Here is a 25,024-nt window from a genome sequence, read left to right as displayed (position 1 = left end):
CTTTGGGGGGGATTAGCTTTTTCGTTTAATGATAAATTCCGCCAACGCATAAAGTGCGGTGGTATCAAAAGGTAAATCTTTGAGTTCGGCTAATGCCATTTCGTAAAGTTCTTGGGCTTTTTGTTTGGCACCTTCCAGCCCCAATAATTTCGGATAAGTGCTTTTATCTGCCGTCAAGTCGGAGCCGACTGTTTTGCCGATGGTTTCGCTGTCGCCCTCAATGTCTAAAATATCATCTTGTACTTGGAAGGCGAGCCCAATTGCCGTGACGTAGCGTTCCAGCTGTTGTGCTAAAGCCTTGTCTGTAAAATGAGGTGAGCAAATAAAGCCCATAGTGAGCGCCGCCTTGAGCAAGGCACCGGTTTTATTTAAGTGGATATGTTCTAATTCTTGCAGGCTGATGACTTTGTGTTCTGATATTAAATCCAAACTTTGTCCCAAGCACATGCCTTTTACACCGGAGGCGGCACTTAAGGTTTTAATGAGTGCCAGCTTTTGTTCCGCTGATAGCGTTGGAATATCCGTTAAAATCTCAAAGGCAAAGGCTTGCAATGCATCACCGGCTAAAATCGCGGTGGCTTCGTCAAACGCAATGTGACAAGTTTTGTGGCCACGACGTAATTCATCGTCGTCCATGGCAGGCAAATCATCATGAATCAATGAATAAGCATGAATGGCTTCAATGGCAGCTGCCGCATAATCAAGCTGCGCTAAATCGGCACCGAGCATTCTGCCGGTGGCATAAACTAAAAATGGGCGAATGCGTTTTCCGCCCAACAATAAGCCATATTTCATGGCTTCAGCTAAAGGCGCCGGCGAGCTATCAAGGTGGGCAAATTGCTCTGCTAAAAAGTGATTAATTCGCTGCTGAACTTGCTGTAAATCTTCTGAGAACTGATACATTGCCGCCCCGTTATTCTTCCGCTTGATAATCGCTGAGTTTGGCACTTTCGTTTTTTTGTAACAAAATTTGGATGTGCTGTTCCGCTTGCTGTAAGCGTTCTTGACCTAACTGAGCCAGCTTGATGCCTTGTTCAAAATCTTTTAATGCCTCTTCAAGAGAAAGGTCGTTATTTTCCAAACGGGAGACGATTTCTTCCAGTTGTTTTAAGGTATTTTCAAAATCCGGTTCATTTTTCTCAGCCGGTTTACGCGCCATGGTCTTATCCTTTTTGCAACAAAATAGAATTGCCGTATTCTACTTGATTTTTCGTGCTTTTGTTAGGAAGAATTGCGTGCTGCTGACAGAAAAGTGCGGTCGAAATATACGGTGTTTGTTGACCGCACTTTCGTGCAGTAAGAAAACTTTTCCGCGTAAATGGCGCAATTCAGGTACAATGCACATTATTTTTTGTTATGGATTCTTATGAAAAAAATCAAACATTTTGGCAGTTTTGCCCATCGCTATGTAGAGTGGGTCGTTCGTTTAGGGAAAATCCGTTTTTCCTTATTAGGCGTCATGATCTTGGCGATTTTGGCATTATGCACCCAAATGGTGCTCAGCCTGATTTTTGTGGGAAAAATCTACTGGCAGGATTTGCTCCGTTCGATTGTATTCGGAATGATTTCAGCACCTTTTGTGATTTATTTTTTTACGTTATTGGTGGAAAAGCTGGAATATTCTCGCCAGGCACTTTCCCATTCTGTTTCAGAACTGAAAAGCGAAGTAAAAGAGCGACTTTTAGTCGAAAGTCGTTTGTCGGCAGCGTTAGACAAAGTGGAGAAAATTAGCCGTGATAAAACCACCTTGATGACAACGATTAGCCACGAGTTGCGCACCCCGTTAAACGGCATTATCGGATTAAGCCGCATTTTGTTGGAAGAGCACCCCACCGAACGCCAGCGCAATTATTTAAAAACCATCAATAGCAGTGCGATTTCTTTGTCGCATATTTTCAGCGATATTATTGATTTAGAAAAAATTGATGCCCGCCGTATTGAATTGCATTGCAAAGAAACGGATTTTTATGCCTTGCTCAATGACATTAGCAATTTCGCTGTATTAATGGCGGAAGAAAAACGTCTTGAATTTCATTTAGATTGCCCGCCAACCTTGCCAAACTGGCTGATGTTGGATGGCGTGCGGTTAAATCAAATTTTATGGAACTTGATTACCAATGCAGTGAAATTTACCCAACAAGGCAGCGTAACCTTATCGGTTGAGCAAATCGCTAATAATGAATTTGCCATTCGAGTAACGGATACGGGCATTGGCATTGGTGAAGCCGATTTAGAAAAAATCTTTGAGCTATATTATCAAGTGAGTTCTAACCGTAATAAATCCTTGGGGAGCGGCATTGGGTTATCGGTGTCCAAAGCTATAGCTAAATTAATGGGAGGTGATTTAACCGTTACCAGCAAAATGGGGCAGGGTTCCACCTTTTTGTTAACGTTTAAGGCAGAAGAGGCTTTTCGTCCGTCAGAAAACGACAGCAAGTTGCCATTAAAGCTTAATATCTTGTTGGTGGAAGATATTGAAGTGAATGTGGTGGTCGCGAAATCCTTGCTGGAAAAATTGGGTTACCAAATTGATGTCGCGATGACCGGTGCGCAGGCGATCTCAAAATTTGAGCAAAATTATTATGATTTGGTGTTTTTGGATATTCAGTTGCCGGATATGTCAGGCTTTGATATTGCCCATCACTTCCGCCAAAACTATGAAAATGGCACTTATGATTTCCTGCCACCGCTCATTGCCTTGACGGCAAATGTTGTGCAGAAAAAAGAAGAATATGTCGCGCAAGGCATGGATGATGTCATTCACAAACCGCTGTCGTTGGATGAGTTGAATCAGTGCCTGTTCGATTATTTTGGCGAAGAAATCACGCAATTTGAACTCACCGACACCAAGCAACTCCAAGCCTCTGCCGATTTTGATACGAAAATGTTGGGCGAATTGGTGGAAATGCTGGGGGTGAAATTTGTGCAAGATAATCTCACCTTATTTGAACAAACCATGGCAGGATACGCCATTGAATTACAGCAGGCCTATCAAGCCTATTTGCAGGATCCGGCATTGAAAGCCAATGTGCTTTCTTCGGCGCATAAAATTAAAGGTGCGTTGGCTTCTGTTGGTTTAAAACGCTTGCAGGAAATCGCGTCACGGTCACAAAATGCCGAGACAGAACAATGGCAAGAGAATATTGCCCTTTGGTGCCGACAACTGACTGAAGAATGGCGAGAAGAAGTGGAAAAACTGAGAGCGTGGCTAAAACAGTATGCATAATATTATCGTTATGTGATCTTGCCCATAGAAATATAAAAACGTTCAAGCTATGATAATAGCGGTTTTTTTCTATTCAATGATGAAGGAGTGATTTATGCAATCTTGGACACCGGATATGTGGCGTGCCGCTTTGCTTGGTTTAGTTGTGGGATTGGCGCTGGGTTATTTTTTATTGCGTTTTACCAAAGCCTCCGTAAAAAAACAGGTGAAAACCGAAACGGAGTTGCGCGTGTTGAAAGAACAGCTGGAAAATCAAAAGCAGCAACTGGAAAAGCATTTTGCGGAAAGCGCCAATTTATTAAAAACGCTAGCGCAGGATTATCAACATTTATATCAGTATTTTGCCGGCGCTTCCGTTCAATTATTGCCTGAATTAAATGACAAAGCCTTATTCCAAGAGCATAAGCTTGATGTGACCGGCGAGGTTTCACCAACAACGCCGGACGATCAGCCGAAAGATTATTCGGAAGGATCTTCCGGGTTATTAAAAGCCGAAAGATAAGGATTTTTCCTTAGAGTAAAGTGCGGTGGATTTTTCGGTTGTTTTAAACAGGATGAAAATCTACCGCACTTTTCAAATAATCTACTACATATGATGTACGACCAGTCTTTTCCTCTGATGGGTCAACACTTCCGCCTCTAAATTAAATACCGTTTTTAAATTTTCTTGGGTAATGATTTCTTCCGGTGTGCCGATCATGGCAATTTCACCGTTTTTCATCGCGACAATGGTGTCGGCATAGGCGGCCGCCATATTGATGTCATGCACCACCATGACCGTTGTCAGTGCCAGTTCATCGGTCAGTTGGCGTAGCAAGCGCATGAGCTCGCGGGCGTGGAACATATCAAGATTATTTAAAGGTTCATCAAGCAGTACATGATCGGTTTTTTGACAGAAGGTCATGGCAATCAGGGCGCGTTGACGTTGACCGCCGGAAAGTTCGCTAAGAAAACGATTAGCTAAGGGTGCTAATTCAAAACGTTGTAAGGCATCGCGGATAATGGCATTGTCTGCTTCCGTCGGGCGTCCCTGATGGTGCGGATAACGGCCGAAAATCAACAAATCTTTTACCGTAATGCGACTATGAATCACGTTATCTTGGGTCAGAATTGCCAGGTTTTGCGCAATTGTGCGTGATGGCGTGGTGGCAATATCCATATCATTTAGCCAAATTTGCCCTTGTTGAATCGGATTTAAGCGCGCAACCAAAGAGAGTAGCGTGGATTTACCGGCACCATTAGCGCCGATCAATGCGGTAATACCACCGTTTGGGATGGTGAGATTAATGTTATTTAAAATCGTCGCCTGATTAATTTTATAGGTTATATTTTCAATTTTTATCACAATACATTCCTTTATTTTGCCCGTCTTAACATCAAATAAATAAACACCAATCCACCGACAAACTCGATAACTACGCTAAGCACACCCTGCATCTTCATTACCTGTTCGAACACGGCTTGACCGCTTACTAATGTGATCGCCGACACCATAAACGTCATTGGGATGCGAATGCTGTGGTGCATGGTCGGGCTGATGGCATTGACGATGGCACACACCAATAAGCCTAAAAACAGAATCGGTCCCACAAGTGCGGTGGAAATTGACACTAAAAATGCGCAGCAAATGAGTAATTGGCGGCTGAATTGATGATATTCCAAGCCTAATCCGATAGCGCGTTCACGCCCCAGTAGGAGTACATCTAATTTAAAACGTTGTTGCCAAATCCACAGGGCGCTGACCAATGTAATGACAGTACCAATCCATAATAAGGTTGGGTTCACCGTGTTAAAACTGGCAAAGGAAGATCCTTGTGCAACAGCGAATTCATTGGGATCGATCATGCGCTGTAGCAGGTTATTTACACTGCGGAAAAGCACACCGAAAATAATCCCCACCAAAATCATGCGGGCGAGATCGCTGTTGTTTTTGCTGAGTGTATGGAATAACAGGAGTGCGCCAAGCAACATAAGCAAGGTTTCAAAGGCAAATTTGCCGGCCACATTGAGTTGTGTAAATCCAATCCCGCCGAAGAGAAACACTAAAATGCTTTGCACCAATAAATATAAGGAGTCAAAGCCTAAAATGCTGGGGGTTAGAATCGGGTTATTGGTTAAGGTTTGGAATAGCAATGTAGATATGCCAATGGTGTAAGCCATCATCAGCAATAACAAGAGTTTCTTTCCACGAAACGGCAAAATGAAATCCCAGTTACCATTGGCGTGATAGGTCATAAAAAAGATGCAAGCAAACGTGAGTAGGGCACCGAGTAATAACATGACGCGATTATTTTGCATTGGCTTTCCCCTTAAATAACAAATAGAGGAAAATCAATGTGCCGACAATGCCGAAAATGGTCGAAATCGGTACTTCATAAGGTGCGTTAATGACTCGACCTATAATGTCACAAACCAAGACCAAATTGGCGCCGAGCAATACAACCGAAGGCAGATTTTTGCGTAATCGGTCACCGGCTAAGCGGGAAATAATATTGGGGACAACCAAACCAATAAAAGGAATTTGCCCAACGGTGACTACGACTACCGCGGTAATCATCGCTACTACAATTAACGCAAACCACGTCATTTGACGATAATTAATCCCTAAGCCGGTACTGATATTTTTCCCCAGTCCGGTAATGCTCAGACGATCGGCCATAATATAAACCACTACGGCAAGGGCGGCAGTGAGCCATAATAATTCATAACGTCCTGCCAAGATGCCGGAAAAATCGCCGGAAAACCAAATGGACAAGGTTTGTAAGCTGTCTGTTTCGTAGGCAAGAAAGGTGGTCATCGCCTCAATAATATTGCCGAACACAATCCCCACCAACGGCACCATGAGACGTTGATGTGGCGGTAATTGCTGTAACAATAAGGTAAAAATGCCCATGCCGATGAGTGCGGAGACGGTGGCGACGGACATTTTGAGAAGCAAGGCAGCGCTTGGAAATAATAGGCTGGTTAATAAAATTCCCAATGCCGCGCTTTGACTGGCGCCGATCATACCCGGCTCAATAAAGCGATTTTTTAAGACAATTTGTAACACCATGCCTGCTACGCCAAGGGTCGCGCCCACTAAAATCACGGCGAAGGTACGAGGCAAGCGACTGACTAACAGTACTTGCATTTGTTCCGGTTGAGAAAAAAATTGAGACCAATGGAAATCGGCTACGCCCACGGTAATACTTAATGCGGCGAGTAATACAAGAATGAAAAAATTTATCCGATTTAGGGTAAAAATATTCGACATAGCGTTTTTTAGGCAATAAAAAGTTCTCTTCATTATTGTCTTAGTTTGACACAATGAAGAGAACGATAAGCAATGATTATTTTTTCTCGAAAGCGGTTTTAATCGCGTTTAAGTCCGTTTTTAATTGTTCCGCACCGCCTGGCGCTAAGTAAGACGCACTGCTGAGATAAACGACATGACCGTTTTTCCAGGCTTTAGTGCGACGAACCAATTCATTATCCAACACTTCTTTGGCGGTTTTACCTTCTTCGCCAATCGCAGAAATGCGATCTAACACAAACAACCAGTCAGGATTGGTTTTTTCAATAAACTCAAAGCTCGCCGGTTGGCCATGACCGGTACCTTTAATGCTCGGATCCGCCATTGGTACGCCAAGTTCATCATGAATAAAACTTAAACGATAACCGCTACCGAATGCGGAAATTTTGCCACCGTTGACTAAAATAATTAAACCGTTGCCTTTGTCTTTCACGGCGGCTTTAGTGTCTTTTAATAAGGTTTCCAATTCACCTTTTAACTTATCTGCTGCCGCTTGTTTATCAAATAAACGGCCGAAACTGTCAATGCGTTGAATGCCGCTTTCCACTAATTTATTGCCGTTATCGGTTAAATCGATCGTTTTTGCAATGGCGCTGACATCATCAAATTTTTTCGCTGTGCGAGTGCCGACAATAATTAAGTCTGGTTTTAATTCATTTAAAGCCTCTAAATTGGGCTCAAAAATAGTACCGACATTTTTTGCCGAATCTAAGGTTGGTTTCAGATACGGAAGGAGTTTTGCCACATCTGCTGCGCCATCCACTTTCACATCTAAGGCTTGCAATGTATCCAAACTGCCGGTATCAAACACTGCTATTTTGGCGGGCGGCGCACTTAACGTGACATCACCGCGTGCCGTGGGAATCGTAACCTCTTTTGCCAATGCGGACGTTGCCATCGCAATACAGGTGAGTGTTAACAATGCTTTTTTTAACATCATAAGTCTCCTTGGTATATGTGATTGAAAACAATTCTCAACTATTTTAACGGAAGTGAGACAAAAAATGAATGGGGTTTTATAGCGAAATGACATAATAGAATGTGATTACAGAATATGATTTTAGAAAGTGCGAATAGGGGCAACTTATCATACTTGCCCCCAGATTATGACCGCACTTTTGTTTACTTCAAAATAAACATGGGTGTTTGGCTAATTGGATCGCGGTGAATCACTACTTCTAAATCAAACACCTCTTTTAACAGCCCTTCTGTCATCACTTCGTCAGGCGTTCCTTGAGCCATAAGGTTGCCGTCTTTGAGAACGATTAAATAATCACAATAACGACAAGCCTGATTTAAATCATGGAGTACCGTAATGACGGTTTTGCCGTTTTGTTGCATTTGACGCATCATGCCCATGAGTTCCGCCTGGCGGTTGAGATCCAAATAAGTGGTGGGTTCATCCAACAGAACAAGCTCTGCATCTTGCGCTAATGTCATGGCTAAGAAAACCCGTTGTTGTTGCCCGCCGGATAAATCCGATACCAAATGTTCTGCCAGTTCCGTGGTGTGGGTTTGTTCCATAGCCCAAGCCACTAATTGCTCATCTTTATCACTCAATTTGCCCCACAAATTCAAATAAGGCGAACGGCCGTAAGCAATTAATTCACGTACTTTAATGCCTTCCGGCACCAAATGTTGTTGTGGCAAGAACGCTAATTGTTTGGCGTATTCTTTCGGCGTGCTTTGCCAAATATCTTTGCCTTTGTGAGTAATTGTTCCTAGGCGAGGCTTGAGTAAACGGGCCACTGCTTTCAGTGTTGTGGATTTGCCGCACCCGTTCGGGCCAATTAAAGCAATGATTTGGTTGCTCGGAAAGCTGAGAGATAAATCCCGTACGATAGTTTTATCTTGATAGCCTAATTGTAACTTATTGATCTCAATGCTCATTATTTCGTTCTCATCAATAAATAGAAGAAGTAAGGGGCGCCGATAATGGCGGTGAGAATACCGGCGGGCAGTTCTGTTGGCGGATCGATAACCCGCGCTAAAATATCGGAAATTTGTAACAACAACGTGCCGATTAGCATGGACGCCGGCAATAATGTGCGGTGGCGTCCACCGACCAATTTGCGTGCTAAGTGCGGTGCAACTAAGCCGAGAAATGCGATGGGGCCGCAAATGGCGACGGCTGTGGTGGAAAGCGCAACAGCCAGCACTAATACCAAGATTTGCGTTTTATTTACGCTTACTCCCAAGGTGGCCGCTTTGTTTTCACCTAAACCTAAGGTGTCCAAATCTCGGCAGAAAATAAACGGTAACGGTAATAACACCAACAACCAAGGCAAAACGACATTGACATAAGCCCAACTTCTGCCCCACAAACTTCCGGTTAGCCAAAGCATAGCCGTGTTGATTTCTACCGGATTGGTTAGCATTAAATAATGGCTGATTGCCGCCCATAGGGCAGAAAGCGCTACGCCGATAATGGCCATTTTGATCGGGCGGAAATTAAAACCACATATCATCCATAACAAAATGAAAGACAGGACACCGCCGATAAAGGCGAAAATCGGTAGCCAGTAAAAGGCTAAATTCGGTAGGAAGATTAATACGGTAACGGCGACCAAACCGGCAGCGTTATTGATTCCTAAAATATCAGGAGAGGCCAACGGATTACGCACGACACTTTGCACCAACACCCCGGAAATGGCCAATGCGCTGCCGATAATAATGGCGAGTAGCGCGCGTGGCAGACGGTATTCCATTAAAGTGAAATAGTTTTTATCGTCGGGGTGAAAAGCCTGGCTAATTTCATCAAAGGATAGCGTGTAAGTGCCATAGCGAATGCTTAATACAAATAATAGCGAGACCGTACAGAGTGCCGATAAGTAAAAGCCGATTGCACGGAATCCTGAATGAGAACGGCGCATTAGTGTTTTCCTCTGGCAAATAATACAAAGATTGGCGCACCGATTAAGGCCAAAATGGCACCGGCAGGCACTTCACTTGGGAAATCAACAGCACGGGCAACGGTATCCGCCGCCAACATTAAAATGGCACCTAATAACATGGACATGGGTAATGATTTTCGTAAATCATAGCCGATCCAATAACGTGCTAAGTGTGGAATTAACAAACCGATAAAGGCGACCGGGCCGGCTACGCTAACGGCTGAACCCACAATTAATAATGCTATGATATTGGCATACCAACGCAGACGGAACAGGTTAATTCCCAAGGATTGAGCGGATTCGTCGCTCAAATTGAGTAAATTTAAACGGCTGGCAAAGAAGAGGCAAAAGAGCGCGCTCGATAGCAGAAACGGCCAAATAGCGTGCCATTCGTTCCAACGGGCATGAGAAATACCGCCGGCAAGCCAACTCATTACGCCAAAGGCATGATCTTCTGACATAATTAACACTAATTTGGTGAGGGCAGTACACAATAACGACACGGCAATCCCCGCCAAAATAACACGACTGCGATCGCCGCTACTGTCTTTCCACGCGTTGCTGATCAACATTACAACCAACCAGCTGATTCCACCGCCGATACTTGCCACCAAGGCAATGCTATAGCCTGATAATAAGGCCGGGCTAATGGCACTCGCCGTTACCATAGCCAAACTTGCGCCGGAATTGACGCTTAATAGCGTTGGTGAGGCCAGTGGGTTGCGGGTGATGGTTTGTAATAACGCCCCGGCTACCGCCAAATTGGCGCCTAATGCGATCGCGACTAAAGCTCGCGGAAAGCGTAAATCAACCACAGTGATCTTGGCCAATTCATCGCCATTGGGGAAAAAGGCGTTTAGCGCATCTAATGGTGAAATTTCAATAGGGTAGTATAAAAACAGGCTTCCCCATAACAGGAAAGCCAGTCCTAGTAGGGGCAAGCCCCAACGAAAAGCTGTGCCAAACATTATTTTTGATTAACGAATTGTTCAACTTGTTTTGCCATGATCTCGCTGGCTGTAATGCCGCGTCCGCGTGCCCACATATCGGCATTGACGCTAAATACATGTTTGGCTTTCACGGCAGGAATGGCTTGCCATAAAGGTTCTGCTTCCCATTTGCGGGCGATACTTTCTTGGCGATAGTGGGCTATAAACATATAGTCCGGTTTTTCCATCACTAGTTGCTCAAGATTGATTTCAGCAAAGGCTTGAGTGGCGTTTGGTAATTTTGGCGAGTTAAAACCCAGAACACCAAGGAAGCTGGCGACATAACCACTGTCATTTTGTAAATTGAATTTGTCTTCGCGGGAAGTACCAAAAATTGCTTTTTTGCCTTTCACATTGATATTTTGCGCAATGCTTTCGATAATTTTATTGTGTTTATCAATTTGCAATTTCATTTCACTGCCTTTACCGACAACATCGCCGATTTTTTGTGCCGTATCAAGATTCTCCTGATAGCTTTCATGGCGGGAATCAAACATCATGGTCGGGGCGATTTTTTTTAATTCTTCATATACTGCTGTATGACGAGAAGGATCAGCGATAATTAAATCGGGTTTTAATGCGGCAATGGCTTCAAGACTGGGTTGCGAACGGGTACCGACAGATTGCCAAGGTTGTATTTTATCTCGCACTTCCTGCAAAATGCGGGTTTTATCGTTGTCATCGGCAACGCCGACTGGGCTAACACCAACTTGAGCAAGGGCATCAACGAAAGAATATTCTAACGCGACAATGCGGCTTGGGGTTTGATCAATAGTGAATTCCCCTTTGGCATCGGTGACTGTTACTGCATTTGCCGTCACAGAAGCCATAAGGAAAAGAGAAGTAAGAGTTGCGTTGACGAATTTTTTCATTTTCGAGTCCTCTGTCATCATAAAAACATAAGTGTAATGGGTTAAATTATACACAGGACTCGGTATTGAGAATAGTTCTTTTTTTAATGTCCGACCAGGTCGATAATCATCACTTCCGACTGTGATCCTAATCGCATCGGCACGCCCCAAAAGCCATAACCTGACGTGACAAAAAAATGCCCTTGATTGATTTTTTCATAGCCGTAACTTAAGCGATAAATCAGTTTTACAATAAAATTTGCCGGGAAAATTTGTCCATTATGGGCGTGGCCGGAAAGCTGAATATCAATCGGCAAATTGGCGTGTTGTTCAATCTCTGTTGGACGATGATCCATTAAAATCACCGGTAATGCCGTATTGACACCTTTTAGTAATTGCTCCGCCGTTGGTCTGTTTTTAACGAGGTCGTCATTGCGCCCAATGAGGGTAAAACGTCCATCAATCACGACACTTTCATCCATCACGGGAATGATCCCCGCTTTGCGCATTTCCGCTTCAATGCGTTGTTGATCGCCAAAGAAATCATGGTTTCCCAGGGTGGCATACACGCCAAGTGGGGCTTGCAGGTTGGCAAAGTGCGGTTGCATTTTTTCTGCTAAATAGGCGTTGACGTTATCATCCATAATGTCGCCGGGGAGCAAAATAATATCTACTTTTTCCTGCCGCATGATGTCAGCCAAGGTATCTAACTGTGTTGAACCAAACAAACGCCCTAAATGCAAATCGCTTGCCATACCAATGCGTAAAGGTTGCATTGGTTTATCCAGCTTGACTTGATAATGACGTATCACTGGTGTGTAAGCGTTATATAAACCCAGTCCAATAAACCCTAAAAAGAGTATCGGATAGAGTAATTTTAGCGCGTTATCCCAAGGTTTAAAAAAGCGATGCAGTATGCCTACGATGGCACTGCTAAACGTGGAAAAGAGCAACAAGGTGAGAAGCAAGGCGCTTACGCGAAAACTTTCGGCATACAGACGCAATGGCGCAGTAGAAACCAAAATATTGAAGAATAAAAATAGGATGATGGTTAGCTTGGTGCGTGTCTTGCGGTTGAGATTAAAAAGCCAGCCGAGGGTACGGCTAAAACCGAACAGCATAAATTGTAAGACCAGTATGGCGATGGCCGTGGTGATGTAGTGTCGGGTTTCCATAATTTTCCTTGAAAAGTGCGGTTATTTTTCTGTGTATTTTTAAGGGGACGGATAATAATATGAATCACCATGGGGCGCAATTTAATCCGAAATTGATCGTTTTCAAGTCAGAAATTTTTCGCTAAAATGCGACCACTTTTTTATGTAAATTAAGGGAAGAAAATCTATGTTCGGAAAAGGCGGTTTGGGCGGTTTAATGAAACAAGCTCAACAAATGCAAGAAAAAATGCAAAAAATGCGCGAAGAAATCGCACAACTAGAAGTAACCGGTGAAGCCGGTGCCGGCCTTGTGAAAATTACCATTAACGGGGCGCATAATTGCCGCCGTGTGGAAATTGACCCTTCCTTAATGGAAGACGATAAGGAAATGTTAGAGGATTTAATCGCTGCAGCGTACAACGATGCTGTACGTCGTGCGGATGATTTGCAAAAAGAAAAAATGGAATCTATCACCGCCGGTATGCCATTGCCGCCGGGCTTCAAAATGCCATTCTAAAAAACGTCCGTAAAACTTACCGCACTTTATCACTAAAGTGCGGTTTATTTTTTCAGTCAATTCACCGAGAACCTTATGCAAACCAGTCCCTTGTTAGAAAATTTGATCGAAAGCTTACGTGTATTACCGGGCGTTGGCCCGAAATCCGCACAACGTATGGCGTATCATTTATTGCAACGTAACCGTAGTGGCGGTATGCGTTTAGCACAAGGGTTGACGGAAGCCATGTCGAAAATTGGGCATTGCGAACATTGCCGTACATTCACGGAAGAAGAGGTTTGTCCTATTTGTAACAACCCTCGCCGTCAAAATTCAGGGTTGCTTTGTGTGGTGGAAATGCCGGCAGATATTCTTGCCATTGAGCAAACCGGGCAATTTTCCGGGCGTTATTTTGTGCTTATGGGGCATTTGTCGCCATTGGACGGCATTGGCCCACGAGAGATCGGCTTGGATTTATTGCAGAACCGCTTACAAACAGAATCCTTCAAGGAAGTGATTTTGGCGACAAATCCCACTGTCGAAGGCGATGCTACGGCGAATTACATTGCAGAATTGTGTTTGCAACAAAACGTCAAAGTCAGCCGCATTGCCCACGGCATTCCGGTGGGCGGTGAATTGGAAATGGTAGATGGCACCACGCTGACCCATTCTTTCTTAGGTCGCCGCGAAATCGGCTAATCTTTTCTCTCCTCTGCGTTTTCTTGTTTATGCGACTTTTTATAGCAGAAAAACCAAGCCTTGGACGCGCTATCGCGGATGTTTTGCCGAAACCGCACCAACGCGGTGATGGCTTTATCAAATGTGGTGATAACGACTGTGTGACCTGGTGTGTAGGGCATTTGCTGGAACAAGCAGAACCCAATGCCTATGATGCCCGTTTCAAACAATGGCGCTTAGAGGATTTGCCGATTGTGCCGCAAAAGTGGCAGTTAATTCCGAAAAAAGAAACCTATAAACAGCTGAAAACCGTTGAAAAGTTGGTGCAGCAAGCGGATATCCTCGTTAACGCAGGCGACCCGGATCGTGAAGGGCAATTACTGGTGGACGAAGTGTTCAGTTATCTCAATTTACCACCGGAAAAACGCAATGCGATTCAGCGTTGTTTAATCAGCGATTTGAACCCAAGTGCGGTAGAAAAAGCTATCAAAAAATTACAACCGAATCGTGATTTTGTTCCTCTTGCCACCTCCGCTTTAGCGCGCGCTCGCGCCGATTGGCTCTATGGTATTAACATGACCCGTGCTTACACCATTCGTGGCAGACAAGCTGGGTATAACGGTGTGCTTTCTGTTGGGCGAGTACAAACGCCCGTACTTGGCCTTATCGTACGCCGTGACTTAGAAATCGAGCATTTCCAACCAAAAGATTTCTTTGAAGTGTTGGCTTGGTTGCGTGACTCAAAAGAGGAAAAAACACCCAAGAAATCCACCGCACTTTTTTCTGCCTTATGGCAGCCGAGCAAAGCCTGTGAAGATTATCAAGACGAGGATGGGCGCGTATTATCTCATGCGCTGGCGGAAAATGTGGTGAAGCGCATTACCGACCAACCGGCGGAAGTAACGGATTATTCGGATAAACGGGAAAAAGAAACGGCACCGTTGCCCTATTCCTTATCCGCGTTGCAAATTGATGCAGCCAAGCGGTTCGGTATGTCGGCACAGGAAGTGCTGGATACCTGTCAACGTTTGTATGAAACCCATAAATTGATTACTTATCCGCGTTCCGATTGCCGTTATTTGCCAAAAGAACATTTTGCGGATCGCATGGCGGTGATGAATGCTATTTCTACCCATTTAACGCAATTTCAACCTTTGCCGGAAATTATTGATCCTGAACAAAAAAATCGTTGTTGGAATGATAAAAAAGTCGAAGCGCACCATGCCATCATTCCGACGGCAAAGAACCGCCCGGTGAGTTTGAGTCCGGCGGAACAAAATATTTATTTTCTGATTGCTCGACAATATTTGATGCAGTTCTGTCCTGACGCGGAATATCGTAAATGTAAAATCACCTTGAATATTGCCGGAGGGACTTTTATCGCGCAGGCTCGCAATTTGCAAATTGCCGGTTGGAAACAGCTTTGGGGTAAAGAAGACAGCGACGATGAACAGCAAGATACGCTGCTGCCGGTCGTCAAAAAAGGGCAAATACTGCATTGTGAAAAGGGCGAAATCGTCAGTAAAAAAACGCAACCGCCGAAACCCTTTACAGATGCCACCTTGCTTTCTGCGATGACAGGCATTGCCCGCTTCGTGCAAGACAAAGCGTTGAAAAAAATCTTGCGTGAAACCGATGGGTTAGGCACGGAAGCGACGCGTGCGGGCATTATTGAATTGCTGTTTAAGCGTGGTTTTCTCTATAAAAAAGGGCGTAATATTCACAGCACAGAGGCGGGACGAATCTTAATTAACGCATTACCGGATGTGGCAACACAGCCTGACATGACGGCACATTGGGAGTCACAGCTTGATGGCATTAGCCGTAAACAGGCGAGTTATCAGCAATTTATGCAAAACCTCACACAGCTTTTGCCGGAATTATTGCATTATATTAATTTTTCTGCGTTACGCGAGTTGAGTCGGTATAATCAAGATATGAAAAAGCGAGCGCCGAGATCCCAGAAAAGTTAACGAGGGTTAAAAGTGCGGTCGTTTTTCAAAATGTTTTTACTGAGTGAATTTGCACCAAATAGCGTAAAAATACATAAAACAACTTGCGAAGTACTAAGATATTCGCTAATATCTGCGCCGTTATTTTTCATTAGAATTTGCTAAATTAGAGAAGATAAAATGTATTCAGCGTTGTTAATCCTTTATTTGGTTGTTTCCATTGCCCTTATCGCTTTTATCCTGTTACAACAAGGTAAAGGCGCAGATGCCGGTGCATCTTTTGGTGGTGGCGCATCCGGTACCGTGTTCGGTGCAGCCGGTGCAGGTAACTTCCTTTCTAGAACAACGGCAGTTTTAGCAACGATTTTCTTTATTATTAGTATTGTTATTGGTAACATCAACTCACACAAAAATAATGTGAAGCAAGGTGCATTTGATGATTTATCCGGCACGGCTGAAGAAATTCAGCAACAACAGCAAAAAGCACCGGCTGTGTTAGATACAAAAAATAGCGATATTCCTCAATAATAAAACTTATCAAATTAAGCTCTGGTGGTGGAATTGGTAGACACGCTATCTTGAGGGGGTAGTGACCGTAGGTCGTGCGAGTTCAAGTCTCGCCCAGAGCACCAACTTAGAAAGACCGCAATTTTGCGGTCTTTTTTATTAACTTCGATCCGTAACGATTTCATGTGTAACGTGCATCTTAATGCACAACCAACCACGCACGGAACATTATTTAACCCTTTCGGACATTCACAATTTCGTACGTAGCGTGCATCTTGATGCACGACCAAACCGCCTACGGAACTTTATTTAACTCTTTCGGATATTCACGATTTCGTGTGTAGCGTGCATCTTGATGCACGACCAAACCTAAAATAAAAATATGAAAATAGACATTCCCGGACGGAAGAATTTTTTGTCAACACAGTGAGTTATATTGTTACGCATAGATAATAGATAAAAAAATCTGCGCATTAAGACGAGTGAATTAATGCGCAGATCTGTTTTATTTCTTAAATGGGGACGTTACTTCACCAATCCGCCACTGGCTTGCAAGTCGGCATGGTAGGAAGAACGGACGAACGGGCCGCAAGCAGCGTGCTCAAAGCCCATGGCTTGTGCTTTTTCGCGGAACATATCAAATTCTGCCGGAGGCACATAACGGGCAACCGGTAAATGGTGTCGGCTTGGTTGTAAATATTGACCGACAGTGAGCATGGTAACACCGTGATCACGCAAATCCTGCATAACTTCCAAGATTTCTTCGTTGGTTTCGCCTAAGCCTACCATTAGTCCGGATTTGGTTGGAATATGTGGGAACATGGCTTTAAATTCTTTCAGTAAGCGCAACGACCATTGATAATCTGCACCCGGACGAATTTCACGATATAAACGTGGCACATTTTCCAAATTGTGGTTAAACACATCCGGCGGATTGTCTTTTAATTTTTCCAACGCCAACTCAATGCGTCCACGGAAATCCGGCACTAAAATCTCAATTTTAATGTTCGGATTTAAGGCACGAATTTCGCGTACGCAATCGGCAAAGTGACCGGCACCGCGATCAGGTAAATCATCGCGGTCAACGGAAGTGATCACCACATAACGCAATTTCATATCTTGAATAGTTTCCGCTAATTTGCGCGGTTCTTCCGGATCCGGTGCAAGCGGTTTGCCGTGTGCCACATCACAGAACGGACAACGGCGGGTACAAATCGCCCCAAGAATCATAAAGGTTGCCGTGCCGTGATTAAAACATTCGTGCAGGTTTGGGCAAGAGGCCTCTTCACAGACAGAATGCAATCCGTGGCGGCGCATACCGGATTTAATACTTTGAATTCGCGCGCCATTGGCGGGAATTTTGATTTTCATCCATTCCGGTTTTTTCAGTAATTCCTGATTAGGATCGATATTTTTTACCGGAATAATAGAGGTTTTGGCGGCATCACGATATTTAACGCCGCGCTCCATCTTAAAAGGTGTTCCCATTGAAATTCCTTATATTGCGAGTAAATGGCAAGGGTAACGAGATTAAACGGTAATTCACTAAGACTGTTAATGATTTGTTACATTATACCCTAACAGCGTGGAAAAATGCTTAACTAATTGGAGGGAAACTTGGTGGCAATCCGCCCGCTCACTGCCAATGAAATCCGCCAGTTGACACATTTCTAATCCGGCATAACCACAAGGATTAATTTGATGGAAAGGCGTTAAATCCATATTGATATTAAACGCTAAGCCGTGAAAAGAACGACCATGACGAATGCGCAAACCGAGAGAACAAATTTTTTTGCCATCAATATACACACCGGGCGCATCCGGTTTTGGGTAGCCTTCAATGCCATAATCCGCCAATGTTTTCACCACCGATTGTTCAAGTGCGGTCACTAATTGACGCACATTTAAATTCTCATGGCGCTTAATATCAATCAGCACATACATAATTTGTTGCCCTAAGCCGTGATAAGTGATTTGCCCGCCACGATCTGATTGTACCACCGGAATTTCCGTACGTTGCAATAAATGCTCCGGTTTGCCGGCTTGACCTTGAGTAAAGACGGAGGGATGTTGCACTAACCAAATTTCATCAGGCGTATCTGCCGTGCGATTATCGGTAAACGCCTGCATGTTATGCCATACATGTTGATAATCTTGGATACCGAGATTTCTTACAATTAAAGTAGGTTGCATAATTTTTCCTTTGCGTTGGAAATGAAATTAAAATCCGATTCATTTATTTTGAAACGTGATTTATGCCTCTCCGTGGTGGTGTTGGCAAGCGGACAAGTCAAAATATCATTCTTTTTCTTCTAATCGGATGACTTGGCTAATGATATCGCCATCGGGCAGTCGGGTTTTGATTTGTTCACCGACATTCACGTCTTTCATCGAACGAATCGTTAAATTTTGTTGATTTTGTGTAATAGAGTAGCCGCGTGCCAACACTTTTAACGGACTTAAACTATCCAGCTTGCCACACAAATGTGCTAACTGTTTTTGCTGAAGACTGAGCGTTAAATTCATGTGAGAATTTAACCGCACTTTTAGCTGCGCAAGCTGCTGTTCATATTGTTGTAGGCGTAATGGAAGCGGGTTTTTATACAATCGCATTGAAAGTGCGGTCAGATTTTCCGCCTTTTTTTGCCAACGATGACGTAAGCTTTGTTGCAGCCGATGGCTTAACTGCGTGATGAGCTGTTGTTGAATACGTAGTTGTGCCTGTGGGTGTTGATTGTGTAATCGCAAAGACAGCTGTTTTAGCTTTTGTTGCTTTTCTGCAAAGAGACGATCTAGGGCAATTTCAAGACGTTGCCGGCGGTATTGAAGTTGTTGCAATAATTCCGTTTGATTTCGACTGACCAATTCTGCGGCGGCAGAGGGCGTTGGTGCGCGTAAATCGGCAACAAAATCCGCAATGGTGACATCGGTTTCATGCCCTACCGCACTAATCACCGGAAGATAAGAATGAAAAATGGCACGCGCCACTATTTCTTCATTAAAACACCATAAATCTTCTAAGGAACCGCCACCACGGCCGACAATCAGGACATCCACTTCTTGCCGTTGATTCGCCAGTTCAATCATTTGCGCAATCTCAGTGGCGGCGTCTTTACCTTGAACAGCTGTCGGATAAATGATGATTTTTAAGCTGGGATCGCGACGTTGCAAAATGTGTAATATATCCTGCAATGCCGCGCCGGTTTTTGACGTGATAATCCCTACCGCCTTGCTAAAGTGCGGTAGGTTTTTTTTGAGATGTTGGGCAAATAACCCTTCTGCCGCTAACTTCAGTTTTAATGCTTCAAATTGTTGCATTAATAATCCTTCACCGGCTAAATGCATGCTTTCAATAATCAGTTGATAATCGCCACGAGGCTCATACAAACTCACATTGGCACGCACCAACACTTGCATTCCATTGGTCGGACGAAAGCTCACACGCAGATTTTTCATGCGGAACATCGCACAACGCACCTGAGCGTTTTCGTCCTTCAAACTTAAATACCAATGACCGGAAACCGGTTGGCTAAAGTTAGAAATTTCGCCGGTAAGCCAAACCGTCCCCAGCTGATTTTCCAACATCAATCGCACAGATTGATTGAGTTGGCTGACAGAATAAATGTTATCGGCCATGACTGATTATTCGTATAACAACGCCCAGCCATCATCTAACCAGTTGCAGATGCTGTCAAATAATACGTCAAGCGACACGGTATTATCGGCGTCGGCTAATTGACGCAAGAAAGCATAATCAACGGCTTTACCATCGGCGAGATGTTTTAAAATTGCCGCTTCAGCAGGGCTTAATTCATCTAACCATTCGCCATTGGCATAAAGACGAAGAGGGCTTGTGGTATAAACTAACTTACAGTTATTGTCTTGCAGCAATTTTCCGCCTTGCTCAAAGGTTTCTCGAACATCATCAAGATCGGCAATGTCTTCCGTGGCAAGCAATTCATAACGTCTGCGGCTGACGGTAGTCGCCAAGGCGTGTTGGAATAAGTGATCGAATTGTGTTGACTGTGCAAGTTGTTGCAAGAATTGCTGTTTTAATTCTTTTACGGAATCAGCGGTTAATTCGCCGGTGTTTTGCACAGGTGGCGCAAGTCGGAACGGAATGGCTAATTCACTGACATCCAAATCTGTATGGCAAAGGCTTTGTTCAATGTTTTCAAACAAATCGGCACTATTCGGATAGCGTAAACCAAAAGAAACGGTTAAGCAGTCATCTTGTGCAACGCCATAATGAGATAAGCGAGAAGGCACATAAAGCACATCACCCGGTGCTAAAATTTCATCAAAAATAATGTCGCCCATATCATCGAAAATACGAATCGGTTGATCGGCTTTGAATTCGGTGGTCGGGTCACACCATTTACCTAACTGCCAGCGTCGGTGACCATAGGCCTGAACGAGGAAAACATCATATTCGTCATAGTGTTTTCCAACAGAACCGCCTTGTGGCGCGAAAGACACCATAATATCATCACGTTGCCATTGTGGAATAAAGCTAAATTTATTCCAAAGGGCACCTAAAGTTGGCGACCATTGTTCTAAATTTTGCACTAAAACAGACCATTTCTCAGGCAAATTTTCAAAATCTTGTGCGGATAATGGAGCTTTACGCAGTTCCCAGTGATCTTCAGCGTGTTGTTTTACTAAACGTGCAACAACTTCATCTGTTTGGGCGAGCTCTAAAATATCATCGGGCAGAAGTTGACCGATAATTTCCGGTAGTCCGTTACGAATTAAGAGCGGTTTTTTTTGCCAGTAATCACGTAAAAAGATTTCTGGCGTAATATCGAATGGAAGGCAGTTCTTGTTCATTTTGAATCCCTTATTAAGCTGTGAAATAACAGGTTTGATTCACTGGCTCATCGGCTAATCATCGGCGAATCGTTGACAAGCGTGGATAAGCAAGAATTGAATCAAGGTTGCGGTCAAATCGTTTGCCTGAATAATTATGGGTTGGGCTTGCGACTTGAACCTTATAGGATGGCACCCAAATAACTCGCTTAAAATTGGGGGAGATTTGCGATCTTTCCCAATCAGGATGATTTATTTTTCTTTCCTTGTTCTTCAGCGCGTTTACGCCGAATTTCTTTCGGATCGGCAAGGAGTGGGCGATAAATCTCAATACGATCGCCTTCTTTGAGCAAATCCGTCAATTTCACGGGGCGACTAAAAATACCCACCTTATTGTTGCGTAAATCAATGTCGGTGAATTGTGTTAGGATTCCCGATTGCAAAATTGCTGTTTGAACCATTGTGCCGTCATCTACCGTAAAGGCTTTTAAATAATAATGATTTGGCAGGGCATAAGCAATTTGAATTTTAATTTTGTGATTCATGAATCCGTTTATCCGTAGTGAATACGGCGTGATCAATTCCTGTTTACATCACAAGAAAGGATCAATGCCGTACAACATTGTGTGATAAAATGCCTAGGCTATAGGTCAAAAGCCTGGTTAAAAAGGCAGGCACATTATACTGGAAAATAGATAGAAACTTTAGAGGAAAAACATGAATTGGGTAGGGTTTGCGATCGGTTCCGCATTTTTTGCCGGTTTAACGGCAATTTTAGGCAAGTTAGGCGTAGAAGGGTTAAACAGCAATCTTGCAACATTTATCCGCACTGTCGTCATTTTATTTGTTGTGATAGCGATTATTACAATGCGAAATGAATGGCAACTGCCACAGCATATTGCCGCCAAACCGGTCGTTTTTTTGGTTCTGTCCGGTGTGGCAACAGGGCTTTCATGGTTATGTTACTACCGCGCCTTACAATTAGCGCCTGCTTCTTGGGTGGCGCCGATTGATAAGCTCAGTGTGGTGATTGCGATTATTCTTGGGGTGGTTGTTTTAGGCGAACCTATCAGTATGAAATTAATTCTAGGCGCAGGGTTAATTTTATCGGGAGTCCTTGTTTTAGCCCTATAATATTGCCATAGGCTGCGTTTTGCGCAGCCTACCCATTATGAATGTTGAATATCATGCGGCTTCTTTTCCTGTTTCTCGGGATCTTCATCAAACTTCACCACAGGCACGCAGCCACGGCAAGTCCCTTGATCAATACCGGCTTCTTTACAGAAATCAGAATAGGCTTCCCAGGCACGTTTCACCCAACTTTTTTTGCCTTCTTCGCTCATTTTTGTCTCCTTGGTTTTTGTTTTCTTTTAAATTGTTAAGGGATTGTTATCATAAAAGGACGGCATTTTTTTGCAACCATTTCTTCACTTCCAAGCGACAATTTTCTAACCACGTTTTTTTATTCGGTCTTTTTTCCGGCTGTTTGCAATAATCCGCTAACAACGGGAAAGGCAATTCGCCTGCCGATTTGATTAAACGCCGAATCGACGGTAAGGCGGAAGATAACGGAAGGAAAAAATTGGCAAAATCGGTTAATAATTGCCAATCCGAGCTATCCAGCGTCCAATCTATTTCTGTTCGAGTAAACTGTGTCGCCAACGGATGTAAAGAAAGAGGCAAATTGCGCTGAAATTGTTTTTCTGCCTGTTGCACGAATGCTCGCCCTTCCTCACTCAAGGGACACAACGCCACCACCGAATAACAGCCGCTACTGGCTTCTTTGCTTTCACTAAAATGTACCAAAATGAAACCGCACTTTTGCCAGAATGCCAACAGTTCCGGCGTGTAACCAAAACTGACGGAAAGAAAATCCACTGCGCCCTGTTGTTTCATCTGTTGTTTTATCTTGGCAATTAAACGTTGTCCAAGCCCCTGCTGTTGCCAGTTGGGTTGCACGGCGATACGGGAAATGCGCAGAGAGCGCAATGCACACGCCTCTTCCCACCCTGCTTGGAAACACAGCATTTGCGCCACTAAATTGCCACGCGGGCGACGTTCGCCACGTCGAATTTGGCGAATTAACGTTTTATCCGCCAACTCGCCTTCCGGCACCGCCCATACGCAACCAAGCAAGGCATCCTGCGCGTGAGCAAGGTAAAATTGCTGCTGTGGCGCATCCAATAAACGGCGTAAATCCAAAGGCGAGGTTCGATAATGCGCCAAGGTCAGCAAGCCGTAAACAGATTCCATTTGATCACGAGGAATCCGTTCACAATGAGAAATTTGGATCTGCTCAGTAAGCGCCCCATCATAAGGCGGTTGTGGCAGACGATCTTCGCAATCGCACAGCAGCAGGTCGTCAATAAACGCTTCCAGTTTGTCATCTGCCTGCCAACGTAACGGCGTAAACAGTTCAAAATGACGCAAAGTGCGGTCGGTTTTCGCCATGAATTTTAATAAGAAGCCTCTGCCCGTGCCTTCATAGCTGTGAAGGGTGGTCGTCAACACAACGCGTTTAAAAGCCTTAGTTAGACGAAATAAGATGTCTAGCGGAATCATCGCCGCTTCGTCCACAAACAACCAATGGTTGGTAAATTGTTGTGGCGCGTCGCTGAGGTTTTGACTGAGTTCATCAGGCGGCATAAAGGTGATGTCCACCCCGGCAAATTCATTGAAAATATTGACCGCACTTTTATTCGGGGCTGTGAGAATCACCGGCTGGTTTTGTGCCAGTTGCTGTTTGGCAAAGAGTCCCGCCAACGCCGATTTTCCACGCCCACGTTTTGCCGTGACGATCAAAATCGCTTCCTCGGCTTCCGCCATTTGTTGCAATAAACGGGCTTGTTCTAAGGTTGGCTGACAGTGGGTTGAACGGTCTTTTTGAGGCATCGGCGAGGCAAGCGTTAAGGGCGTGCTTTGATAAACAGGAAAACCGTATTTTGCGATTTTTTCCTGCAAAAAGGCGATAAAGTGCGGTGTGTTTATGGCGTGTTTTTCGCCCGACCAACGCAGGCTGTCACTGTCCGGTTGGTTGGCTAAATCTGCCCAATGATTAAACAACAATAATAGCTGACCACCGTCCTGCAATGTACCTGCCGCAATAGCAAGGGCATCCAAGTGAATGCCTTGTCGTGCGTCATAAATGATGGCAGGCAATTCACTTCCGAGCAGATTTTTCGTTTTGCTAAAAGGAAAATAAGATTGGGAATTAAAGTGCGGCGAAACATCGCCAATCCAGACCGCACTTTTAAGCGAAAGGTTATGGTTTAGTTGGTGGGCAAGGAAGTCATCCTCGCCCACTAAAACGAGGAGTTCTCGGCTCATTTCTCGCTCAAATACGGATCTGCAAAGCCCAGCTCCGTCATGATTTGAGTTTCTAGGCTTTCCATTTCTTCCGCTTCATCATCTTCAATGTGATCGTAACCAAGTAAATGCAAACTGCCATGTACTACCATGTGCGCCCAATGCGCCATGACAGGTTTGTCTTGTTCCTGCGCTTCACGCTCTACCACTTGGCGGCAAATCACCAAATCGCCGAGTAACGGCAGCTCCACTTCATCAGGGCACTCAAAAGGAAAAGACAACACATTGGTCGGGCGATCTTTACCGCGATAATTCAAATTCAAGGCATGGCTTTCCGCTTCATCCACAATCCGCACGGTCATTTCCACTTCATCGCTCTGCGGTTGTACCGCGGCTGTTGCCCATTGTTCGATTTGTTCTGCGGTTGGCAAGCCGGTTTCTTGTTCGCAAGCGATTTGTAAATCAATGATCATCTTACCCATTCTGCTCTCCTAAATTCATTGTGATTTCTGACCGCACTTTTCTTTCTGCGTTTTGGCGCAATATGGATTGTTCAGCTTGATTTAAGCGTAGTGTGCCGCCAAAAGCTGCGCCAATATAGCATGAACGCGAATAGAACTCAGTGATTTTTTATGTTTGAGTTGCTGGTTTTTTATGCACAAAAACATCATTTTTTATCTATAAACGTAATGAAATATTAGAATTGTAAATTTTATGTAAAACATGGCAAATGTTATGTTTTGATGTGTATAAGATACCATTTAACCATTTGATTTTATTATGTATTATAGAGATTTTGCGGTTTGACGATAACGTTTGCATTTTATTTTTGAATCACTATAATAGGCCTCGTTCAGTTAATTAGGTAGG

The 25,024-nt window shown here is 44.1% G+C and carries 26 protein-coding genes and 1 tRNA gene; 8 read left to right on the top strand and 19 right to left on the bottom strand.

The genetic code is table 11. The annotated features are described in order from the left end of the window. Positions 1–12 precede the first annotated feature (12 nt). Together ispA and xseB are read right to left on the bottom strand one after the other, a co-directional pair. The gene (gene ispA, locus Q0203_RS04135) at positions 13–903 is read right to left on the bottom strand and encodes a (2E,6E)-farnesyl diphosphate synthase (RefSeq protein ID WP_297929761.1); all 891 of its coding nucleotides are present in this window, start codon (positions 901–903) and stop codon (positions 13–15) included. Positions 904–913: 10 nt separating this feature from the next. Beyond that, complete coding sequence (gene xseB, locus Q0203_RS04130; RefSeq protein WP_021615675.1) at positions 914–1,159, bottom strand: exodeoxyribonuclease VII small subunit; 246 nt, start codon at positions 1,157–1,159, stop codon at positions 914–916. A gap of 207 nt (positions 1,160–1,366) precedes the next feature. Here xseB and Q0203_RS04125 point away from each other — a divergent pair, with 207 nt between their 5' ends. Beyond that, the gene (locus tag Q0203_RS04125; RefSeq protein WP_297929760.1) at positions 1,367–3,226 is read left to right on the top strand and encodes an ATP-binding protein; all 1,860 of its coding nucleotides are present in this window, start codon (positions 1,367–1,369) and stop codon (positions 3,224–3,226) included. Positions 3,227–3,320: 94 nt separating this feature from the next. Next, positions 3,321–3,728: a YhcB family protein gene (locus tag Q0203_RS04120; protein WP_297929758.1), complete on the top strand. Its 408-nt coding sequence runs from the start codon at positions 3,321–3,323 to the stop codon at positions 3,726–3,728. A gap of 84 nt (positions 3,729–3,812) precedes the next feature. Here Q0203_RS04120 and Q0203_RS04115 read toward each other — a convergent pair whose 3' ends face one another. From Q0203_RS04115 to Q0203_RS04075, 9 genes are all read right to left on the bottom strand, one after another. Then, the gene (locus Q0203_RS04115; RefSeq protein WP_297929756.1) at positions 3,813–4,571 is read right to left on the bottom strand and encodes an ATP-binding cassette domain-containing protein; all 759 of its coding nucleotides are present in this window, start codon (positions 4,569–4,571) and stop codon (positions 3,813–3,815) included. 11 nt (positions 4,572–4,582) lie between these two features. Further along, positions 4,583–5,524, bottom strand: coding sequence for an iron chelate uptake ABC transporter family permease subunit (locus tag Q0203_RS04110; RefSeq protein ID WP_297929754.1), 942 nt, complete (start codon positions 5,522–5,524; stop codon positions 4,583–4,585). Then, on the bottom strand, positions 5,514–6,479 hold the full coding sequence (locus Q0203_RS04105) for an iron chelate uptake ABC transporter family permease subunit (RefSeq protein ID WP_297929752.1): 966 nt from the start codon (positions 6,477–6,479) through the stop codon (positions 5,514–5,516). Before Q0203_RS04105 ends, Q0203_RS04110 begins: the two co-directional genes overlap by 11 nt. A 76-nt stretch (positions 6,480–6,555) precedes the next feature. Next, on the bottom strand, positions 6,556–7,455 hold the full coding sequence (locus Q0203_RS04100) for an ABC transporter substrate-binding protein (protein ID WP_297929776.1): 900 nt from the start codon (positions 7,453–7,455) through the stop codon (positions 6,556–6,558). A 185-nt stretch (positions 7,456–7,640) separates the two neighbouring features. Further along, complete coding sequence (fecE, locus tag Q0203_RS04095) at positions 7,641–8,408, bottom strand: Fe(3+) dicitrate ABC transporter ATP-binding protein FecE (RefSeq protein ID WP_109082741.1); 768 nt, start codon at positions 8,406–8,408, stop codon at positions 7,641–7,643. After that, entirely contained in the window at positions 8,408–9,391 is a 984-nt protein-coding gene (fecD, locus tag Q0203_RS04090; protein ID WP_297929750.1) for a Fe(3+) dicitrate ABC transporter permease subunit FecD, read from the bottom strand. Before fecD ends, fecE begins: the two co-directional genes overlap by 1 nt. Then, positions 9,391–10,380, bottom strand: coding sequence for an iron-dicitrate ABC transporter permease FecC (gene fecC / locus Q0203_RS04085; RefSeq protein ID WP_297929748.1), 990 nt, complete (start codon positions 10,378–10,380; stop codon positions 9,391–9,393). The genes fecD and fecC overlap by 1 nt, the downstream gene beginning before the upstream one ends. Further along, positions 10,380–11,273 (bottom strand): Fe(3+) dicitrate ABC transporter substrate-binding protein FecB, encoded by an 894-nt coding sequence (locus tag Q0203_RS04080; RefSeq protein ID WP_297929746.1) that lies wholly within the window; start codon positions 11,271–11,273, stop codon positions 10,380–10,382. The genes fecC and Q0203_RS04080 overlap by 1 nt, the downstream gene beginning before the upstream one ends. An 83-nt stretch (positions 11,274–11,356) precedes the next feature. Next, complete coding sequence (locus tag Q0203_RS04075; protein WP_297929744.1) at positions 11,357–12,427, bottom strand: metallophosphoesterase; 1,071 nt, start codon at positions 12,425–12,427, stop codon at positions 11,357–11,359. A gap of 166 nt (positions 12,428–12,593) precedes the next feature. Between Q0203_RS04075 and Q0203_RS04070 the strand changes: the two genes are divergently transcribed. The 5 genes from Q0203_RS04070 (at position 12,594) to Q0203_RS04050 (ending at position 16,164) form a co-directional block, all read left to right on the top strand. Beyond that, the gene (locus Q0203_RS04070) at positions 12,594–12,923 is read left to right on the top strand and encodes a YbaB/EbfC family nucleoid-associated protein (protein ID WP_290521825.1); all 330 of its coding nucleotides are present in this window, start codon (positions 12,594–12,596) and stop codon (positions 12,921–12,923) included. 75 nt (positions 12,924–12,998) lie between these two features. Then, a complete protein-coding gene (recR, locus tag Q0203_RS04065; RefSeq protein ID WP_297929742.1) occupies positions 12,999–13,601 on the top strand; it encodes a recombination mediator RecR in 603 nt (200 codons plus the stop codon). 29 nt (positions 13,602–13,630) lie between these two features. Then, positions 13,631–15,553 (top strand): DNA topoisomerase III, encoded by a 1,923-nt coding sequence (locus tag Q0203_RS04060; protein WP_297929741.1) that lies wholly within the window; start codon positions 13,631–13,633, stop codon positions 15,551–15,553. A gap of 159 nt (positions 15,554–15,712) precedes the next feature. Continuing rightward, complete coding sequence (gene secG / locus Q0203_RS04055; protein ID WP_297929739.1) at positions 15,713–16,060, top strand: preprotein translocase subunit SecG; 348 nt, start codon at positions 15,713–15,715, stop codon at positions 16,058–16,060. Positions 16,061–16,078: 18 nt separating this feature from the next. Next, positions 16,079–16,164: transfer RNA gene (locus Q0203_RS04050), tRNA-Leu, on the top strand. Positions 16,165–16,564: 400 nt separating this feature from the next. Here Q0203_RS04050 and lipA read toward each other — a convergent pair. From lipA to Q0203_RS04025, 5 genes are all read right to left on the bottom strand, one after another. Next, on the bottom strand, positions 16,565–17,527 hold the full coding sequence (gene lipA / locus Q0203_RS04045; protein ID WP_297929737.1) for a lipoyl synthase: 963 nt from the start codon (positions 17,525–17,527) through the stop codon (positions 16,565–16,567). Positions 17,528–17,593: 66 nt separating this feature from the next. Beyond that, positions 17,594–18,232 (bottom strand): lipoyl(octanoyl) transferase LipB, encoded by a 639-nt coding sequence (gene lipB, locus Q0203_RS04040; protein ID WP_209363062.1) that lies wholly within the window; start codon positions 18,230–18,232, stop codon positions 17,594–17,596. Between the two features lie 105 nt (positions 18,233–18,337). Then, complete coding sequence (xseA, locus tag Q0203_RS04035) at positions 18,338–19,675, bottom strand: exodeoxyribonuclease VII large subunit (RefSeq protein WP_297929735.1); 1,338 nt, start codon at positions 19,673–19,675, stop codon at positions 18,338–18,340. Positions 19,676–19,681: 6 nt separating this feature from the next. Continuing rightward, complete coding sequence (locus tag Q0203_RS04030; RefSeq protein ID WP_297929733.1) at positions 19,682–20,869, bottom strand: cupin domain-containing protein; 1,188 nt, start codon at positions 20,867–20,869, stop codon at positions 19,682–19,684. 221 nt (positions 20,870–21,090) lie between these two features. Then, positions 21,091–21,393 carry an RnfH family protein gene (locus Q0203_RS04025; RefSeq protein WP_021615654.1) on the bottom strand — a complete coding sequence of 101 codons (303 nt, stop codon included), beginning with the start codon at positions 21,391–21,393 and terminating at the stop codon, positions 21,091–21,093. 172 nt (positions 21,394–21,565) lie between these two features. Between Q0203_RS04025 and Q0203_RS04020 the strand changes: the two genes are divergently transcribed. Continuing rightward, positions 21,566–21,982, top strand: a complete 417-nt coding sequence (locus Q0203_RS04020) for an EamA family transporter (RefSeq protein ID WP_295975719.1) — start codon at positions 21,566–21,568, stop codon at positions 21,980–21,982. Positions 21,983–22,017: 35 nt separating this feature from the next. Here Q0203_RS04020 and Q0203_RS04015 read toward each other — a convergent pair whose 3' ends face one another. The 3 genes from Q0203_RS04015 to ybeY are packed head-to-tail and all read right to left on the bottom strand — an operon-like array spanning position 22,018 to position 24,636. Further along, on the bottom strand, positions 22,018–22,191 hold the full coding sequence (locus Q0203_RS04015) for a DUF5363 domain-containing protein (RefSeq protein WP_297929731.1): 174 nt from the start codon (positions 22,189–22,191) through the stop codon (positions 22,018–22,020). 49 nt (positions 22,192–22,240) lie between these two features. Next, positions 22,241–24,175, bottom strand: a complete 1,935-nt coding sequence (locus tag Q0203_RS04010) for a GNAT family N-acetyltransferase (RefSeq protein WP_297929729.1) — start codon at positions 24,173–24,175, stop codon at positions 22,241–22,243. Next, the gene (gene ybeY / locus Q0203_RS04005; protein WP_297929727.1) at positions 24,172–24,636 is read right to left on the bottom strand and encodes an rRNA maturation RNase YbeY; all 465 of its coding nucleotides are present in this window, start codon (positions 24,634–24,636) and stop codon (positions 24,172–24,174) included. Before ybeY ends, Q0203_RS04010 begins: the two co-directional genes overlap by 4 nt. Positions 24,637–25,024: the final 388 nt, after the last annotated feature.

This window comes from uncultured Aggregatibacter sp. (genome assembly GCF_938046485.1).
Taxonomy (GTDB): domain Bacteria; phylum Pseudomonadota; class Gammaproteobacteria; order Enterobacterales; family Pasteurellaceae; genus Aggregatibacter.
This window is presented reverse-complemented; position numbering and strand designations above follow the sequence as displayed.

Bases quoted from the DNA above. Each gene is read 5' to 3' on its own strand.
- lipB (WP_209363062.1), bottom strand. From the start codon at position 18,232: ATGCAACCTACTTTAATTGTAAGAAATCTCGGTATCCAAGATTATCAA.
- xseB (WP_021615675.1), bottom strand. From the start codon at position 1,159: ATGGCGCGTAAACCGGCTGAGAAAAATGAACCGGATTTTGAAAATACC.
- lipA (WP_297929737.1), bottom strand. From the start codon at position 17,527: ATGGGAACACCTTTTAAGATGGAGCGCGGCGTTAAATATCGTGATGCC.
- Q0203_RS04060 (WP_297929741.1), top strand. From the start codon at position 13,631: ATGCGACTTTTTATAGCAGAAAAACCAAGCCTTGGACGCGCTATCGCG.
- ispA (WP_297929761.1), bottom strand. From the start codon at position 903: ATGTATCAGTTCTCAGAAGATTTACAGCAAGTTCAGCAGCGAATTAAT.
- Q0203_RS04020 (WP_295975719.1), top strand. From the start codon at position 21,566: ATGAATTGGGTAGGGTTTGCGATCGGTTCCGCATTTTTTGCCGGTTTA.
- Q0203_RS04110 (WP_297929754.1), bottom strand. From the start codon at position 5,524: ATGCAAAATAATCGCGTCATGTTATTACTCGGTGCCCTACTCACGTTT.
- Q0203_RS04100 (WP_297929776.1), bottom strand. From the start codon at position 7,455: ATGTTAAAAAAAGCATTGTTAACACTCACCTGTATTGCGATGGCAACG.
- Q0203_RS04015 (WP_297929731.1), bottom strand. From the start codon at position 22,191: ATGAGCGAAGAAGGCAAAAAAAGTTGGGTGAAACGTGCCTGGGAAGCC.
- recR (WP_297929742.1), top strand. From the start codon at position 12,999: ATGCAAACCAGTCCCTTGTTAGAAAATTTGATCGAAAGCTTACGTGTA.
- xseA (WP_297929735.1), bottom strand. From the start codon at position 19,675: ATGGCCGATAACATTTATTCTGTCAGCCAACTCAATCAATCTGTGCGA.
- fecD (WP_297929750.1), bottom strand. From the start codon at position 9,391: ATGCGCCGTTCTCATTCAGGATTCCGTGCAATCGGCTTTTACTTATCG.
- fecE (WP_109082741.1), bottom strand. From the start codon at position 8,408: ATGAGCATTGAGATCAATAAGTTACAATTAGGCTATCAAGATAAAACT.
- ybeY (WP_297929727.1), bottom strand. From the start codon at position 24,636: ATGGGTAAGATGATCATTGATTTACAAATCGCTTGCGAACAAGAAACC.
- fecC (WP_297929748.1), bottom strand. From the start codon at position 10,380: ATGTTTGGCACAGCTTTTCGTTGGGGCTTGCCCCTACTAGGACTGGCT.
- secG (WP_297929739.1), top strand. From the start codon at position 15,713: ATGTATTCAGCGTTGTTAATCCTTTATTTGGTTGTTTCCATTGCCCTT.
- Q0203_RS04080 (WP_297929746.1), bottom strand. From the start codon at position 11,273: ATGAAAAAATTCGTCAACGCAACTCTTACTTCTCTTTTCCTTATGGCT.
- Q0203_RS04070 (WP_290521825.1), top strand. From the start codon at position 12,594: ATGTTCGGAAAAGGCGGTTTGGGCGGTTTAATGAAACAAGCTCAACAA.
- Q0203_RS04025 (WP_021615654.1), bottom strand. From the start codon at position 21,393: ATGAATCACAAAATTAAAATTCAAATTGCTTATGCCCTGCCAAATCAT.
- Q0203_RS04125 (WP_297929760.1), top strand. From the start codon at position 1,367: ATGAAAAAAATCAAACATTTTGGCAGTTTTGCCCATCGCTATGTAGAG.
- Q0203_RS04075 (WP_297929744.1), bottom strand. From the start codon at position 12,427: ATGGAAACCCGACACTACATCACCACGGCCATCGCCATACTGGTCTTA.
- Q0203_RS04030 (WP_297929733.1), bottom strand. From the start codon at position 20,869: ATGAACAAGAACTGCCTTCCATTCGATATTACGCCAGAAATCTTTTTA.
- Q0203_RS04120 (WP_297929758.1), top strand. From the start codon at position 3,321: ATGCAATCTTGGACACCGGATATGTGGCGTGCCGCTTTGCTTGGTTTA.
- Q0203_RS04010 (WP_297929729.1), bottom strand. From the start codon at position 24,175: ATGAGCCGAGAACTCCTCGTTTTAGTGGGCGAGGATGACTTCCTTGCC.
- Q0203_RS04105 (WP_297929752.1), bottom strand. From the start codon at position 6,479: ATGTCGAATATTTTTACCCTAAATCGGATAAATTTTTTCATTCTTGTA.